The sequence below is a fragment of the Alteromonas sp. OM2203 genome (assembly GCF_048517045.1).
Taxonomy (GTDB): Bacteria; Pseudomonadota; Gammaproteobacteria; order Enterobacterales; family Alteromonadaceae; genus Alteromonas; species Alteromonas gracilis.
In genome coordinates this window covers 3934517-3950853 of the sequence record NZ_CP183209.1, presented here as the reverse complement: position 1 = coordinate 3950853, position 16337 = coordinate 3934517, and the positions used below count along the sequence as shown (strand labels likewise).

General features: G+C 39.9%; 14 protein-coding genes. 11 read left to right on the top strand and 3 right to left on the bottom strand.

Annotated elements, in window-relative coordinates; all coding sequences use genetic code 11:
• Nucleotides 1–86: 86 nt before the first annotated feature.
• The 11 genes from ACM0P2_RS17325 (at nucleotide 87) to ACM0P2_RS17275 (ending at nucleotide 12250) form a co-directional block, all read left to right on the top strand.
• A complete protein-coding gene (locus ACM0P2_RS17325) occupies nucleotides 87–950 on the top strand; it encodes a hypothetical protein (protein ID WP_419226906.1) in 864 nt (287 codons plus the stop codon).
• Complete coding sequence (locus ACM0P2_RS17320; protein ID WP_419226905.1) at nucleotides 947–1840, top strand: sulfotransferase; 894 nt, start codon at nucleotides 947–949, stop codon at nucleotides 1838–1840. The genes ACM0P2_RS17325 and ACM0P2_RS17320 overlap by 4 nt, the downstream gene beginning before the upstream one ends.
• Complete coding sequence (locus ACM0P2_RS17315) at nucleotides 1837–2427, top strand: DUF1796 family putative cysteine peptidase (RefSeq protein ID WP_419226904.1); 591 nt, start codon at nucleotides 1837–1839, stop codon at nucleotides 2425–2427. The genes ACM0P2_RS17320 and ACM0P2_RS17315 overlap by 4 nt, the downstream gene beginning before the upstream one ends.
• A complete protein-coding gene (locus tag ACM0P2_RS17310; protein ID WP_419226903.1) occupies nucleotides 2424–3668 on the top strand; it encodes a glycosyltransferase family 61 protein in 1245 nt (414 codons plus the stop codon). Before ACM0P2_RS17315 ends, ACM0P2_RS17310 begins: the two co-directional genes overlap by 4 nt.
• A 1-nt stretch (nucleotide 3669) precedes the next feature.
• Nucleotides 3670–4785, top strand: a complete 1116-nt coding sequence (gene gmd, locus ACM0P2_RS17305; RefSeq protein WP_419226902.1) for a GDP-mannose 4,6-dehydratase — start codon at nucleotides 3670–3672, stop codon at nucleotides 4783–4785.
• A gap of 128 nt (nucleotides 4786–4913) precedes the next feature.
• The gene (locus ACM0P2_RS17300; protein WP_419226901.1) at nucleotides 4914–6476 is read left to right on the top strand and encodes a hypothetical protein; all 1563 of its coding nucleotides are present in this window, start codon (nucleotides 4914–4916) and stop codon (nucleotides 6474–6476) included.
• 73 nt (nucleotides 6477–6549) lie between these two features.
• Nucleotides 6550–8109, top strand: coding sequence for an AMP-binding protein (locus ACM0P2_RS17295; protein ID WP_419226900.1), 1560 nt, complete (start codon nucleotides 6550–6552; stop codon nucleotides 8107–8109).
• A complete protein-coding gene (locus ACM0P2_RS17290) occupies nucleotides 8109–9239 on the top strand; it encodes a hypothetical protein (protein WP_419226899.1) in 1131 nt (376 codons plus the stop codon). The genes ACM0P2_RS17295 and ACM0P2_RS17290 overlap by 1 nt, the downstream gene beginning before the upstream one ends.
• Nucleotides 9236–10315: a hypothetical protein gene (locus tag ACM0P2_RS17285; RefSeq protein WP_419226898.1), complete on the top strand. Its 1080-nt coding sequence runs from the start codon at nucleotides 9236–9238 to the stop codon at nucleotides 10313–10315. Before ACM0P2_RS17290 ends, ACM0P2_RS17285 begins: the two co-directional genes overlap by 4 nt.
• Nucleotides 10308–10559 (top strand): acyl carrier protein, encoded by a 252-nt coding sequence (locus ACM0P2_RS17280; RefSeq protein ID WP_419226897.1) that lies wholly within the window; start codon nucleotides 10308–10310, stop codon nucleotides 10557–10559. Before ACM0P2_RS17285 ends, ACM0P2_RS17280 begins: the two co-directional genes overlap by 8 nt.
• A complete protein-coding gene (locus tag ACM0P2_RS17275; protein ID WP_419226896.1) occupies nucleotides 10556–12250 on the top strand; it encodes a carbamoyltransferase in 1695 nt (564 codons plus the stop codon). The genes ACM0P2_RS17280 and ACM0P2_RS17275 overlap by 4 nt, the downstream gene beginning before the upstream one ends.
• Before the next feature lie 4 nt (nucleotides 12251–12254).
• Here ACM0P2_RS17275 and ACM0P2_RS17270 read toward each other — a convergent pair whose 3' ends face one another.
• From ACM0P2_RS17270 to ACM0P2_RS17260, 3 genes are read right to left on the bottom strand one after another with little or no spacing between them, the layout of a single operon-like run.
• Nucleotides 12255–13013, bottom strand: coding sequence for a putative nucleotide-diphospho-sugar transferase (locus ACM0P2_RS17270; RefSeq protein WP_419226895.1), 759 nt, complete (start codon nucleotides 13011–13013; stop codon nucleotides 12255–12257).
• Nucleotides 13010–14959, bottom strand: coding sequence for a TylF/MycF/NovP-related O-methyltransferase (locus ACM0P2_RS17265; protein WP_419226894.1), 1950 nt, complete (start codon nucleotides 14957–14959; stop codon nucleotides 13010–13012). The genes ACM0P2_RS17270 and ACM0P2_RS17265 overlap by 4 nt, the downstream gene beginning before the upstream one ends.
• The gene (locus ACM0P2_RS17260; RefSeq protein ID WP_419226893.1) at nucleotides 14959–16320 is read right to left on the bottom strand and encodes a sulfatase; all 1362 of its coding nucleotides are present in this window, start codon (nucleotides 16318–16320) and stop codon (nucleotides 14959–14961) included. The genes ACM0P2_RS17265 and ACM0P2_RS17260 overlap by 1 nt, the downstream gene beginning before the upstream one ends.
• Between the last annotated feature and the right edge of the window lie 17 nt (nucleotides 16321–16337).

Here is a 16337-nt window from a genome sequence, read left to right as displayed (position 1 = left end):
GTAGTGATTTGGTAAAGTATAGCTGCTTATTGGTAGAGGCCACAAAGGCGAAGAGTTCGTTATCATCCGAACACAGCAATACCTTAATGAAAAAAGTTGAGGAAAGTTTCAAATGGATAGCGGAAAGCTTACCTGAAAAGGACTTTGCTAAACTATTAAAAGATCTTGATGATAAAGAACTTTTAACCCTTGCGAGACCATTTCTCACAGAGTTTTGTACTGAGTTAAATTTCTCTAAGATGGGAGAATCTTACGAGCATGGTTTATTATCAGTAGTTTTTAATTTTTCTCCTAATTCTGAGAAACTTTCAAATCTGAAAATTGACCAGGTTCGAAAGCTAGCTGAATTGGCAGAGACATATCACTTTTACGAGAAAGCCATTTTATTTGGAAAAATAGTACTTGATAAAGCCCACCATCCTTTTTGGGATTATCATTTTATAGCGCTTCAACATAGCCGTTTAGGTGATACAGAAACCGCAATTGATTACTATGAAAAGTTTCTCAAAGTAAGTATTAAAAAAGGTAATAATAATGCAATTAAGACCGGTTTTGTCCGGTATCTCGAATGCTGCCAACAACTGATTATCGATAAAGATAAAATTATCGCGGTTGAGAGTGAGGTACCTCCCGAAGTCCTTGAGTTGCAAGAAGTTAAAAATACTAAAAAAGAGCTTTTTGATATTATCGATTTTAGGACGGTTTTGGCTAACGCTCAGAACAAAAGTTCAGTGAAGGTGGGGTATAAAGCATTGTCATCTGTGGACGATGTCAATATCGCGATCGCTCGCTTAAAAGATGAGGTTAAAGTGAAACCTAACTTTGAGGCGTTTTATGAGCTCTATAAATATTACTCGGTGCTTGGAGACGTGGCCAATGCGGCGCAGTATTTACGTCTCGCCCAAGATTTTAACTTTTTCCTATTTAGAAGCTATGAGTCGTTAGTTTGAATAAGCTTGAAAGTATTTTAGTTACCGGTTTTTTCAGAACTGGTAGTACGCTTTTATTTTCTGCGTTACGCCAGTGTGTTGACCTAAGGGTTTATTACGAACCATATCATCCTGATATAGTGGAGTATGTGGATTCTTGCCAGAAAGGGTTGCCAAACGCCGATAGAGAAAGATTGGGGCATACAGTAGATGGTGACTACTTTGAGGAATACAGAAAGCTAAATCTCGATGAAATGGCAGCCGCTTTTAATAAAGAAGATAGAACTGTTCATCATCCAGTGCTGAATTCTCTATCGACTAAACTCGATCTCTTCAACTATGTTCGTTACTTACACGAATGTGCGTATAAAGAAGGTAAGGTCCCAGTCTTACAAGCAAATAGGTTGAATTTTTGCTTTGACTGGTTTTCGAAACATTTTCCATCAAACTATAACGTATTAATAACAAGAAAGCCTTCAGATATCTTCTCATCTTTAAGGAAACTAGCTCTAAAAGACGGGATTGATCTGCGAGTTGATACAGTTGGGCTTGACTACTGGAATGTTTTATCAATTTTCGATTCTTTAAAAGCCAGATATTCTAAAATTATAGAGCTGGAAAAAAGTTACTATTACAAACTTTGTTTTGTTGTTGAATGGATTAATCGTATTGAAAGTAGTAAAGCAAATTTGGTAGTACCTTACGAGTTATTGGGGAATGGCAATACGCAAAAGGCCATATCTCATGCATTGAAAGTTTTCTCAAATAATGTGCTTCCTGTAAGTAAATATATCGAGGAACACTATGTAGAGGTAGCCCCTAAATCTAAAAGTGAATATATAACGAGTATTGAAAGGTTGGTAGACAAGCAACTCTCCTTTCTAAAGAATGCATATGAAGGTGAAATATGAAGTGGATATCACTTGGTTCGACATGCCAGCCAGCTTATTGGATTAGAAATGAACTGAAGCAACCTGAAGCTTATTTTTTTGATTGGTTAATTACGCCCCCCAAGGCTTTGATTAAAGTGTTGGATGATGGTATTGATGATCTCTTAGATGTAAAGAATCTTTCAATCCATCATAGAGGTATTCGTGTCATCGATGATTTGAGCGGATTAGAGTTTCAGCATGATTTCCCCGAGGATGAAACGGGAAAAATATTGGATAGTTATGTAGATTATGTTGATAACGTAAGAGATAAATATATTAGACGCTATGAGCGATTGATTGAGCTAATTGCCTCAGATAAGCAAATCGTATTTGTTCGCTATGGAGACAGACCGTCCAACATTCCCTCACTCAGGGAAAAAATTCAAGAAACTCTTATGAATAGCAAATCGATTCTTATCTTCGCTAGCGAACATATAGAGTGCGATCAGGAAGACTTCCCATTTTTTTATTTTAATCTCGAACCTTGTAGTGACTGGAAAGGTGATCAACCGAAATGGAAAGAAATAGTTGATAAAATTACAAGACTAGAAAGTGAAACCAAATGAACAAAAATAAACTTAGAACAATGGATGATAGCGAGATTATTTCGTTATTATCCAGCGAAGTTGTTCCTGTAGAACAAAGCAACAGGAATTTGAATTATGATACGTCAAACATTGGTTATGCACTGTACTCCGAAGTTTTGAGCAGAAGTGGACACGGACATATATATAATTCGACTAAGAAAGATTTGAAAGTTGTATCGGAATACTTACGGACGCTCGACATCGGATTCTATGAAGTCAGTGACTATGAGAACTCTCAAGAAGTAGTATTTGATAATAGTCCAAATGAGTTAAGCGGAAAACTGGATGTCCCAGGCTCTATAATAAAAGTTGCCTTTAACACTGCTATAAAACAACGTCCAGCGCTGTACCTTAATCGTCTAAAAGATGTATATATGGTATTTAGTGGAAGGCATTTTTGTATTTTCTCTTTAAATGAAAAGAAGATACATTCTAGCTCTTCTTTTTTGTTGCATGAAAAAGTAATAGAAAGCCTAGTAAAAAAATGTGAGACGTTCTCTAAAGTTTTTTTCTCTGGTGACTTCAGAGGGATGAATAATGTGTGTCATTTTTCGTATGATTGCTTGCCTAGAGCTCTCTTAGCTAAAGACTTATTAGGATATGACCGCTTCTTATTCAATCCGACTTATAATACCGACGAATATCAAGCTCAGCTTCTAGATTTGGCTCAAATCGATAGAATCTCGCTGCCGGATTATTCCGTTGTGCATTTTGATGAGTTGGCTTTTTTTAGCAATGTCTCACCTGAAGATATGTGTCACCCTACGTTTCATTATCATGGTGGTTTAACATCACAGCTAAGCATGTTAGGAAATAAATTACCAAAAGAAGGTCAAAGGAAGAAATTCTATATTTCTAGGAAAGATGCTCATACCCGGCAGATATTGAATGAAAAAGAAGTTGAAGAGAAGTTAGTTGCCTACGGTTTTGAAGTTATTGTTCCCAGACAATTATCAGCATTGGAGCAATTTTCCGTGTTCAGAAATGCAGAAGTTATTGTTGGTTCTCATGGGGCAGGTTTGACCGGATTATTTTTTTGCGATAATTCAACCAAGATCATTGAGATTTTCAATCCCGAGAAGGGTACTGCCGCATATGGGGCGATGAGCTACGCACTTGGCCTGAATTATGATTATATTTTAGGTGAGCCTAGGGAGAGTGAAGGTCATCATGATATTGTAATAAACATAGAAGAGTTGATAGAAAAGGTCACTTATTAAAATGAAAAAAGCACTTATCACCGGTGTAACCGGCCAGGACGGCTCCTATTTAGCCGAGTTTTTATTAGAGAAAGGATACGAAGTTCACGGTATTAAGCGTCGTGCTTCGCTGTTTAATACTGATCGTGTGGATCATATCTACGAAGATCCTCACGTAGAAAACGCTAACTTCATTTTGCACTATGGTGATTTGACGGATTCTTCAAATCTTATCCGTATTATGCAAGAAGTGCAGCCAGACGAGGTGTACAACCTAGGCGCACAGTCGCACGTTGCGGTATCTTTCGAAGCCCCTGAATATACAGCCGATGTAGATGCTATGGGCACGCTACGTTTGTTAGAAGCTATTCGCTTTTTAGGGCTTGAAAAGAAAACTAAGTTCTACCAAGCGTCTACTTCAGAACTTTATGGTGAAGTACAGGAAATTCCGCAGAAAGAGACTACACCGTTCCACCCGCGCTCGCCTTATGCCGTAGCAAAAATGTATGCGTATTGGATAGCGGTTAACTACCGCGAGTCTTACGGTATTTATGCCTGTAACGGTATTTTGTTCAACCATGAATCTCCACGCCGTGGTGAAACTTTTGTTACCCGCAAAATAACGCGCGGTATAGCCAATATTGCACAAGGTTTAGAAAGTAAGTTGTATCTAGGTAATATGGATGCACTACGCGACTGGGGCCACGCTAAAGACTACGTTCGCATGCAATGGATGATGTTGCAACAAGATACACCTGAAGACTTTGTTATTGCCACAGGTAAACAAATATCTGTACGCGAATTTGTGCGTATGTCAGCTAAAGAAGCGGGTATCACCCTTGAGTTTACCGGTGAAGGCATAAAAGAAATAGCGACGGTTACCGAAGTGAATAGTGAACTAGCACCAGGCGTTAATGTGGGTGATGTAATAGTAGAGGTAGACCCTCGTTACTTCCGTCCTGCAGAAGTCGAAACACTGCTTGGCGACCCAACAAAAGCCAAAGAAAAACTAGGCTGGGTACCAGAAATTACTGTTGAAGAAATGTGCGCAGAAATGGTGGCCCACGATCTTGGTAAAGCGAAGCAGCATGCGCTGTTGAAGCAGCACGGTTATTCGGTAGCAGTGGCTAAAGAATAATAAGGCAATTAGCTTTATATAAATTTACATTCAGGCGGCTCTAGTCGCCTTTTTTATTTGCGCTTATTTTGTAGAGCAGGGCCGCACGGATAAGCACTGAGTTTGTCGCTGGTATTAAGATTGTCATTATGTTCAAAGAAGTAAACGAAGCTATTGAATTGTACGATTTTGAAGGTGCTTTAGGTTTATTAGAAGAGTGTACTCATAACGTTGAATACTATTCTGTTACTAAAATAAAGTTACTGTGTTTACTCGAACGATGCGATGAAGCAACAACCTTTTTCTCTAGCATAAGTGAAGACGACCGCAGTGAAATCATATGTGAAGCAATGGTTACTGGGTTAATAGTTAACCATCGCTTTGTTGATGCAACGAGGCTGATGCTTTCGTCAATAAAAGAGAATCCTAGCTACCAAAAATTGAAAAATAGTTTTCAAAACGCGTTAATTCAGTTGGGCTTACTTGATTTAGCTTATAAATTTACATTATCTTTTGAAGCTAAGATAACCGAGTTTAATGTTGGCCAGCTAACGAATTTAGCAACCATGCTGCTTATAAAAAAGAAAATTAAGCAGTCGGCGTACATTTTTGGCTTAATAACAAAAAACTTTAGTATTAACTATTGGGCGCGAATCACACCATGGCTAATGTTAGCCCATGGCCAAAAGAGTGAAGTTTGTGCTGAACTGTTTGCTCTGTCTAAAACACAGCCACACAGAGTGCTGAACACCCATCACCATTTCTCACAATACGAATACACTGATTTATACAATTACATTGTAACTTCTCAAAGTAGCATTGAACCAACGGCTAAGCCTTGCGAAGATGACCATGCATTTGTAAGCCTACTCGAAGCGCCGAATACGAATACTCCATTTAAATACGACTTTATTAAATTATGTATTTGGAAATATGCGCATATATTGCAAGGAGCACCAGTCACATTTATAGAGAGAGTTCGCGAAAATACTTATATGGCGGCTTTACATGATGAAGCTGCGAGAAGCTTATATAGCAGCACTGCCATTAACCTCCTGCAAAAAAAACATTCGCCTGAAGTAGTACACATTGCAAACCTTGTTAAACAAGTTGACGGCCCGGTTGTGTTCATAGCGAGTCATCTTAGCTACCCCGGTGGGTTGCATACATTGTATGCAAAAATAGACAACATACATTACGTAAAAACGCCCCTCGGTGGAGATATAGAAAAAGAAAAAGCGTTTAATACCATTTATATAGGCCCGCACTTTTTACAGAAACCTAATTTGTTCGAACTAAATAGAATGTTAAAAGTGCTTAAGCGAAAGCAGACTTTATTGATAAAGCTTGACCAGCAGAATCAACTTTTAGAGAAGAGCTCTCAGCCTTTAAATGCTCAATATGAGCGTGAATATAACTTTTATTTTTCACAGCTAATTTGGGAAACTCGAGCAACATGTATGTTTATTGACGTTGACTTTTACAATGAGCAGTACCACTTTACGTGTGAAAAATTACCGCACCCCAATGATTATAACCAGCTTGATGCCTGGCAGAGTGATGTAATTAATGAATATGACAAGCATATCTCTGCACGCATTCGTGGTGAACGCGGCAAGAATAATCCTGCGCTAGACGACGTTACAAAAAGTATGCTCAAACAAGAATACCATCACCAATTTGATAGCATTGACCGTTTACTGTCAGAGTAATATGGTTTAGATAAGAGCTTGCAAGAAAAGCAACGACTAACGGATATGTTCTTTACTAAAGGTAATAACCCTAATGCAATACGCGAATTTGTTGTCAAAAACGCTTACAGACAATGCCAACAAGATTGTACTGTGCCAATTAATAAATTCAAAAACAAACGCATTCCTGGAATTAACAGGCGCAGAGCTAGATTTGCGTGCTCGAGAATTTGCGGCAAATTTGATAGCGGCGGCGCCTAAAGAGCGAACCGTTGTAACGTTAATGGATGAGGGAATTGAGTTTGGTGTTGTTTTGGTTGGTTGCATTTATGCAGGCGTGACGGTTGTGCCTACACCAATTCCTAAAAAAGCAGGAAAATCGCTAGATAGAATCACGTCTATTTTATCTGACTGTAAAAGCGGAATGTTATTAACTAATTCAAAATACGAATCTTTATTAAAGTCGAATAAAAAGCTAAGTGAGTACTGCATTCATACTTACGAAGGGCTTCAACAAACAAAAAACGAGCGTTTGGTAATGTTTCGGCCACATGAAAATGACATTGCGGTTATTCAATACTCTTCTGGTTCTACAAGCTCTCCCAAAGGCGCCAAAATAACCTGCGCAAATATTCTTGCAAATAGAAACGACTTAAGCGAGCCATGGAACATGACCGAAGGGCGAAGTATTCTACTTTGGTTACCTAACTACCATGATATGGGGCTATTCGCCATCTTACACTCCTTATCGTTAGGTATGCGAGTCGACATTATGTCGCCCTTCGATTTTGTAAAAAAACCGACAAAATGGATAGAGCTGATAAGTGAAAGAAAAATTAACGTATCAGGCGGGCCTGCATTCGCTTATTCCATGGTTACGGCCAGCACCGACTTATCAACGCTTAAAGAATTAGATTTAAGCCATTGGGATGTTGCTTTCTGTGGCGCTGATTATGTACCAATACATATACTCGAAGACTTTGAGTTAAAACTTGATAACGTTAGCTTCCCACGTGGTCGTTTGTTCTCCTGCTATGGTATGGCAGAAGCTACGGTTCTTGCGGCTGGGCAACCTATACCTTCTGGCAGAGAAGCTGAAAGAAAATCGAAATATAAAGATTTAGCTGCGTGTTACTTAGGGCCATCATTCAAACCGAAAGTCGCTATATTTAACGATGAAGGCGCTCCGGTATTAAACGGTTGCGAAGGTGAAATTTGTTTACAAGGCGACAATATTACTAAAGGTTATGTATCAAGTGAGCGTGCCGAAATTAAACATAACGGTACTACATGGTTTAGAACTGCAGATTTAGGCATTATCGACGGCGACTGGTTAACGATTACCGGCCGCAAGAAGGATTTAGTCAAAATACGTGGAATTGGTATTTACAGTATAGACTTAGGAATTCACGCAGAAAAAGTGAATGCTTCACTTAATGCTAATGCATGTCTATTCGAAAATAATCGTGAAGAAGAACAGGTGTTTAGTATAGAAACCTACGGCAAAATACTAAATACAGACAGTGCCCAAGCGGAAGCCTTATTGAAGGCTGAGCTTAATGAATGTTTTGGTTTGTGCTTATCGTCTGTCAATATTCTGCCAAGAGGAGCAATTGCTAGGACGACAAGTGGAAAAATACAAAGGTGGCGTTGATGAATACTATGCATCAATTGGTGCCAATAATCATTAAAGACGCGCTGCTGGCTAAAAAAGTATTGGCATCAAAATCTTTTATCATTGCTCCAGTTCCACAGTACATTCGAGATATCGATTCAAGAACTGAACACGACTTCTCTTTTTTGAGCGACTTCGCTGAGCGCATTTTGCTTTTTATGAATGGTAAAGAGTTATGGGAAGCCAAAAAGCTATTAGCTCAGTCTTTAAATCGTGAAGAATTGAATTGCTACACAATGAGTTTTCAGCTCCACATTGATCGATTGCTAACACCGACCAGACCGAATAATAAGATAGACCTTGTTAACGATGTGACTAACCACCTTTATAAACACGTGGTTGAAGATTTATGGGGAATTCGAGTAAGCTCACAGAGCATGTTGCTAAAAATGGCGAATGGCGTTGCAGGGCTGCTCGAACCAATGCCTCGTATACGTAAGTTACTTGAATATCAAAATGACTGTGAAGACTTCTACAAGGAGTTAATACCACAAGTTTCGCTTTTCCGTAAAACGTCAGCTTTAGCATCGAAACTACAAGCACAGTTCGCGCATTTAGATGAGCGTAATTTTTGCTTTTTACTTATGTCGCTGGTTGGTGGAATGCGATCCGCCTTTGATGCGCTAAACAATGGTTTTTTCGCTTTCTTGCAATTAGACACCGAAAAAAGGTCGGTGCTCAGTAAGCAACAGATATTTGACAAAAATGTTGATCTTTTCGCATCGTTGTTTAGTCCGTCTAAAGTATTGGCGCGAATTTGCAGTGAAACAACCAAGGTGGGTGACCAAGAATTTGTAAAAGGACAAAGGGTACTCATTGATATACGCGCCGCGAACACCACGTTAGAAGACGTAACGAATAGCGACCCATTATGCGTACGGAATTTTTTCAATAAAAATATATCAAACGTGCACTTTGGTGCTGGAGTCCATCGCTGTCCCGGCAAGGATGTGTCTCAGTTTATGTTTCCAAAAATTTTTAATGCTGTTACGGAACAGCTTAAATACAGCACATTAAATTCAGCGGATATATTGTTTGAAGATAATGAAATGACGAAGAGAATTATTTCTATGCCAATAAATGTCATGCAGACAATAGAAACTTTATGACGACAATGAACTCCAAATTCGAAAATAAGGAGGGGATTGTATTTGTTGACGATTATCCTCTGGCCAAATCAATTCTAGATAGCGAAAATTTTCAGGTTCCAGATTTATATGGTTTTTTGAGTCGTTTGGAAGAAGCAACAGATATCAGCTTAGAACACCTTAAGCTAAATATCTGGTGTTCACCATTCTTCTTGGAAGGTGAACGTCAGCAAGAAATTCGTAAGCTGTATTTTAAGTATATAAATAATACAACATTGAAGCTGTGGAAGCCTTTTATCGATCAGGCAATAGAATCAGTTGTAAAAACTATCCCTGAAAACGTGCCTTTCGATGTTGTAACGGCTATAGGCGAAAAAATTTTCACACGTATTGCACGGCCGATGTTGGGAGTTTTCCCAAAAAATGAAGCTTTATTTGATGAAAAAGCGATGACCTTACAACGGCTTGTAGAGCCAATGCTATCCATAAAAAAGCTACAGGCAATCGATAGAGACTTGTTCGAATTAATGGCACAACTGCATGGTACTGAAACGGCTATTGAGCTTGAAGGTATGCCAACACATTCCTTGTTAACAGCACTTGTAGAAAACGAAAAAATTCCCATTGATGAAGCGTATGCTTTAGTCACTACGCTTTACGCCGCTATGGCTCCGCTAGCACAGACCGTGGTTAATCTTGTTGAGTATATTTATGTTAATAAAATTACAAATGAAAATGAGCTGCAGGAAATTGTAGAAAAACAAATTCAAAATTTTGTAGCACCAAATTTTATCCACAGAGTGGTAAAACGGGGCTGTGTGATAGGTGAAATGCGCTTTTCTAAGGGCGATACAATCTTAATTGACATACGCGGCACTGTTAGCAAAGCTGGTGGGCAACAACATCTGTCGTTTGGCCATGGCCTGCATTTTTGCTTAGGCGCAGCGCTTTCAAAAATGGTAATGAAAAAAGTGGTAACTGAAATTACAAAAAAAATTGAAGTTGCAGAGATTATAGTTAGTGAGTTGGACTTAGCGAACAGCATAGCGATGGCACATAAGCAACTCATTGTTAAAAAGGCGCAGATAGATGAGTAATGATTTACAAGGCATAGTTAACTTCATACTAGAAAACGTTGCTACTCTAACGAAAACAGACCGTTCACTATTAACGGCAGATACGCATCTTGGATCAGTGGGTGTTGATTCACTTAATGCGGTGTTGTTATGCGGTAAGCTAGAAGATGAATATGAGTTAGAAATAGAGCCAATAACCATGTTTCAGTATAAAACTGCAAATGAGGTGGCTGGTGCTATTTCGAAAATGCAGAGTGATGTATGAGCATTTACTCAGTTGGTTTATCAACAACCGGTCACGATCCCGCTATCGCAGTTGTATCCCCAGCTGGCGAAGTTATTTTCGCTGAGGCTACGGAACGCTTTTTACAAAGTAAGCGAGCGTGGGGGGCACAGCCAGATCAACTCAGTCATGTTAAGCCAGTTTTAGATGAAATTATTTGTAACGATCCGAGTGCAGAGTTTCAGATTTCACTAAGTTGGTCAGGGACAAAAAGTGATATCCCAGTCGCCAAAGAAAGCCCATTCATTGCCACTGATATGTTGGAGTGGATGGTTGCGTTTCAGGGCAATTTACAGCAAATATCGGGAGCAAACATACGCTTTGTCGGAGGTGAGCGGGTAAGAACCGAGGTGTTTAAATTCGATCACCACTTATGTCATGCGGCCAATGCGGCCTATTCTTCCAACTTTTCTGAGGCTTCTTCTTTTGTTTTGGATGGTGAAGGCGAAGTTGGTGCAGCAACACTGTTTCGTTGGAAAGAAGGCTTTTTAAAAAGGAAATGGCGTTCTTGGGGGCCAGGAAGCTTAGGTAGTTTTTATACTTGGGCAACAGAAGTTTGCGGTTTCACCTCTCAATACGGTGAAGAGTGGAAGGTAATGGGGCTAGCTGCTTATGGTGACATAAACCATGAATGGGCCGAAAAACTGTATACGCTGTTTCGTGTCGAAGACGGTAGGATTTTGTGGAACGAACAATCGCAAATTCAAAAAGTGGTAAATTTTTTCAATAAAATTAAACAGCAAGACAATTCCCATTACATGGAAATGGCAGACTTTGCAGCAACAGCACAGCATGTATATTGTAAATATGCTACTGACATTCTTATTGATATTCATGCTCAAGAAAATCTGGATAATTTGATATTATCAGGTGGTTGTGCATTGAACTCGTCGTTCAATGGGCAGATTACGTCATCTACGCCGTTTAAGAATATCCATGTACCTTCTGCCCCCGCAGACGATGGAAATGCCATTGGTGCTGCCCTACTTGGTTGGCAAAAGACATGGCAGAATGAATCGGGTACTCCACAACCTATTAAGTATGGGAGAGCGTCGCCATTCTTAGGTTCTAAACCAGACGTGGAAAATGTGGATAGCTACTTGAAAAACTTGAACTATGAAGTTGAGCGTTGTTCAAGCCAGTCTGCGAGTAGAGTTGCTGCGCTACTATCTGAAGGTAAAATTATTGGCGTAATGAGGGGAAGAGCAGAGTTCGGCCCACGCGCTCTTGGTAATCGTTCTATACTCGCAGACCCCCGAAGCGCTGAAATGAAAGCTACAATAAACAAAGTTGTAAAAGGCAGAGAAGCTTATAGACCTTTTGCACCGGTAATACCAGAAAAGCACTTGAGCGAGTGGTTTGAAAATCCTCAGCTTTCCCCTTACATGTCATTTGCATTGAAGTGGCAAAAGCATGCTGAAGGTAAAGTTCCAGCAGTTGTACATAATGATGTTACGGGGCGACTACAAACAATCAACCGACACGAAAATAGCTGGTTAAGTGCGCTAATCGAAGAATTTTATTCCCTGACAGGCGTACCCATAGTGCTTAACACTAGTTTTAACGTTATGGGCAAGCCTATCGTTCATTCAGTGTCAGATGCTATATTGGTGCTTATTAGCTCTGGCTTAGATGCTGTGCTTATTGAAGATACACTTATACTAAAGCGCTAATACCCTAAGCCCACCAAATACCCAAGTTAGTTAGGCATCTAATTTTATCATCAAGAGTTTTCCCCGATAATGGGTGGGCTACGTAAACTTCTTCGGTAATGCTGTCAACCAGGCGAGGAAAGTGGTGATGTGGTAACACACACACGTTTAAGTCATCACCCTTGTTCTTCGCTTTAGATGTCATTACGGCTTTTGATGTGGTGAAGTTTGTCTCTCTAAAAGGTACCAGTACTGGTTCCTCTATTTGCCAGCCGGTAATTCTGCTAGCTACTTCTCTATTTACCGATACTTGGTCATCTTTATCGTTTATTACACGTTCTTTTATTTGTGTTACGAAGTGCTTTGCCTGCGGGCTATTATTTAAGTAGAACAAGCCACAGCACAACACAACACCATAAAGGGCGTGCACATCATGTGGCCATACTGTACCTTGCGTAAATACAATATTGGAATTAAGACTCGAAATCATTGGCAGCGGGTTGCGAAGCCATACTGCGTCAGCATCTGAATGAATTATTTCGTCATGCTGTTGCAGAAGATCGTTAAGCACTTCAAGTCGGTGTTGCCATAAACCGCCAAAGTTTTGTCCTTCCACCTCAATAGGCCTGTGAAGGGTATCGCAAAAATCAATAGCATCTCGAGTTTCGTCGTCTAACGTAATTACCAAAGCGTGTTGCTCTAGTCCTATTTTCTGTAATGCTAAGTACCAGTTTTTTAAAACGGGGATATAGCTATTGTTACAAAAGGTAACTATTTTAATCATGAAATTTTGCATCCATAGCAAGTGTAATCAATTTTTTCGCCATCAAATGCTATACCTATCTCGGTAAAGTAATCATCTACGGCTTCCTTACAGCCTTGCCAATGGCCATAGTCATCAATAATTAAGTAGCCGTTTGGCTCTAGCAAGGGATAAAGTTCCCTCAAAGCGGCCATAGTCGGCTCGTACAAGTCGGCATCAAGCCTTAAAATAGCAATTGATTTTGGTTTGATTTTAATTACAGTTTCTTGGGCTGGTCCTGCAATTAAAAATAAAGAATCATTGGCTACCCCTGCCTCTAATACTTTGGCCCTAACACTTTCTTCTTTACACGGAGCGTCACAGTATTTCGTTAAGTCGTATTCTTTGATCGATTTACCATTCAAGTCGTTTTCGTTGGGAAGGTCTTTTTCAAATCCTGCAAAGGTATCGTACAAGAAAAACTTTCTTTTAGCATACTTTGAAGATGCTAACGCTGCTATAACGCTCGAGTGGCCAGCAGCAACACCAACTTCTACAAATGCACCCTTTAAGCCTGAACTCTCAATATCCCTCATTGCATGGATCAAATAATTTGCTCTTGGGGCACCTGATTGTTTTTCATTGGTATAGATAGAAGGATGATTTACATTTTCGTAAATATTTTTGACTTCTTTCATAATTTCAGCACTAGTTTCTTGAAGAGCAATATTGAATCGCGCTGCCTTATGTTGCCAACGGCTATTTTTTGCTGACTTTCTATTGAACTGGTCAAACTCAGTTAATACAAGCTCTCCAAGTTTTTCACGCCGCTCTACTTCGTTGTTAACGCCAATATTTTGCGTGTCGTCTATAAGAACTATGTGATCCCGTGTAACTAATGGTTTTAGTAAGTCTAGGTCGGTTTGAATTGTTTTATCTTTCCCTCCATCGAGATGTACAAAATCAAATTGGTTTTTCGGAAGCGTATGCAACACCTCTGTTGAATAGCCTTCAATGAAAACAATGCGATCAGGGAACATTCGCTTTAAATAAGATACACAATGATGCGCATGTTTAAACTCAGCGGGGTCGACAATCGTTATTTTACTAGTTGTATTAGCAAGTAAAAATAATAGCGCACTGTGGCCCGCGCAAAATCCTATTTCTAAAATATGTTGCGCATTTTTCGCTAGACTGAGCAGGTTTTCCCTTTTTTGTAAAAGTGAATGCTCGGGCCTTCCGGCCAATGCATTTTCTAAGTTTACGTAAAAAAGGTTTCCTGTCATTCTTGCGCCGTGCATCAACACTAGCATGGCAATGTCGTTTAAATACGGCTTTGCTGCTTCTTCAAGCTGGCACAGTTCAGTACTGCGCACTGGTGCATGAAACACTTGAAGATTTTTACGATGGTTAATATTTCTGGTATTACTCTGATTGCGTGCCTTTAACGTTAACTCAAGGTCAAATGTGCAGCCTCGCTTAGTGAATTCTTCCCGCCACTCCAGTTCTGGTCGCTCCGCAATATGACCGTGACCTCCTTGCCCGGGCCTAGCGCCGGAGAATACGATCATGCGATCTGCGCGAGATACAAGAAAGTCAAAAAGTTCTTCATGGAGCTCAAGCGGGATATGTTCGGCAACTTCAATTGATATAACGATATCAAATAGTTTGTTTAACACGCTAGGTACAGGAGTGTTGAAAATATCAACATTCAATAGTGAGACATTGGTGCCATAAGAATCACTAGATTCAACAGCGGGTTCTATGCAATAAGATGGCTCAAGATGTACCGAGTGTGATATGTAGTTGGAAAGAGCACCGAGACCAGAGCCAAATTCGAGAAAGTTCTGCGGCTTTACTTCGTTGATTATAAAGTCGCCTAAGCCTGTGTTTAGATTTCTGCCATAAAGCGTCTCATGGGCCTTTTTGTCCCAGCCACCACCCTCGTAACCTTGGTGTTTAATTGTCTGTGTATTTTCTGAAGACATTAGTAATCGCCTCGAGGTAATCGCTCTGGCATTTGCCCAAAGCACATCATTCTTTGTGTAAGCCTGCTCATCATTGTGGTTTTTATCTCATTATACTGTGGTTCGTAAAACAGATTTTTAGTTTCCTTAGGGTCATGAAGTATGTTGTATAATTCACCGCAGTCATCAGCATACATGCAGATTTTCCATTCCGAGTTTCTGAGCATAGAGCCCGGCCCATAGGGGGTCGGCGCTAGCGCGCCTTTAATTCTTAAGCCATCTATAGGTTCTTTGGGTTGCTGTAAGAGCATTCCAGCATCGGCGTAAATGTCTTTACGCGTGCAGTTCTCACTTATTTGAGAGAGCGCATGTGAGCCAGGTGGTTGCTTTAAACCACATAGATCAAGTGCAGTAGCCATACCATCCATTAATTCAACTAAATTACTATTTTTTCCTTTCGGTAAGCGATTAGTTGGATCGTATATAATCAACGGTACTCTCATTAAACATTCATAAAAAGCTGGAATTTTATGAGTAACACCGAAATCACCAATAAACTCGCCGTGGTCGCTCCAAAACACAATAATCGTATTATCAAGTAAGTTTAAATTCCTTAGCGTGCCAAGTATTCTGCCGACCTGATCGTCTACATAACGAATTTGACCGCAATACATCGCCATAGCTTGCTTTAATTCATCAGTTGGCATATTGATTTCGCCACTGTGGATACGCCAATGAGTTAGTCTTCTTATTTCATTTTCAACGGGGGCGTTTCTGTAGTTTGCGGGTAAATCAAACTGAGATGCGTCGAATAAAGAACAATAAGGCTCAGGACAAGTAAAAAACGGGTGGGGGTCTTGATAGTTAAGAGTAAGGAAAAACGGTTGCTCGCCATGAGCATGCCGCTTTATAAAATCAATACCACTATCAGTTAGTCGTTTAGTCAAGTTCCATTGTGAATCAATGGGTAACTCGGCTGAGTCCCATGCGTTTACATAATTAGGGTTCTGTCCCATTATCCCAATACAAATGTCTTCGCCTTCATCATACAGGCTGCCAATTACATTACCTTTGAAGCAGTGATCTTTACCCCAGATAGCACGTTTGTAACCAGCGTCACCCAATATCTTCAATGCATTAGGCTTTGATTGATCATACTGTCCACCATATTGCCGAACACCGTGCTCGATAGGATATTGCCCAGTCAAAAAGCTCACTCGGCTTGGGCCACACATAGGAGCAGAGGTAAAAGCGTGCTCAAATAGCGTTCCCATTTGCGCCAATAAGTCAATGTTCTTCGTTTCGATGAATTTATGACCGTAACACGATAAGTAATCCCACCTAAGCTGGTCAGGATTGATGATAACTATGTTAGGTTTCACTTAATTCTCCGTGTGCT

Coding starts and splice junctions, on each gene's coding strand:
- ACM0P2_RS17315 (WP_419226904.1), top strand. CDS start 1,837: ATGAAGTGGATATCACTTGGTTCGACATGCCAGCCAGCTTATTGGATT.
- ACM0P2_RS17325 (WP_419226906.1), top strand. CDS start 87: ATGAAAAAAGTTGAGGAAAGTTTCAAATGGATAGCGGAAAGCTTACCT.
- ACM0P2_RS17275 (WP_419226896.1), top strand. CDS start 10,556: ATGAGCATTTACTCAGTTGGTTTATCAACAACCGGTCACGATCCCGCT.
- ACM0P2_RS17265 (WP_419226894.1), bottom strand. CDS start 14,959: ATGTCTTCAGAAAATACACAGACAATTAAACACCAAGGTTACGAGGGT.
- ACM0P2_RS17290 (WP_419226899.1), top strand. CDS start 8,109: ATGAATACTATGCATCAATTGGTGCCAATAATCATTAAAGACGCGCTG.
- ACM0P2_RS17270 (WP_419226895.1), bottom strand. CDS start 13,013: ATGATTAAAATAGTTACCTTTTGTAACAATAGCTATATCCCCGTTTTA.
- ACM0P2_RS17300 (WP_419226901.1), top strand. CDS start 4,914: ATGTTCAAAGAAGTAAACGAAGCTATTGAATTGTACGATTTTGAAGGT.
- ACM0P2_RS17310 (WP_419226903.1), top strand. CDS start 2,424: ATGAACAAAAATAAACTTAGAACAATGGATGATAGCGAGATTATTTCG.
- gmd (WP_419226902.1), top strand. CDS start 3,670: ATGAAAAAAGCACTTATCACCGGTGTAACCGGCCAGGACGGCTCCTAT.
- ACM0P2_RS17280 (WP_419226897.1), top strand. CDS start 10,308: ATGAGTAATGATTTACAAGGCATAGTTAACTTCATACTAGAAAACGTT.
- ACM0P2_RS17285 (WP_419226898.1), top strand. CDS start 9,236: ATGACGACAATGAACTCCAAATTCGAAAATAAGGAGGGGATTGTATTT.
- ACM0P2_RS17295 (WP_419226900.1), top strand. CDS start 6,550: ATGCAATACGCGAATTTGTTGTCAAAAACGCTTACAGACAATGCCAAC.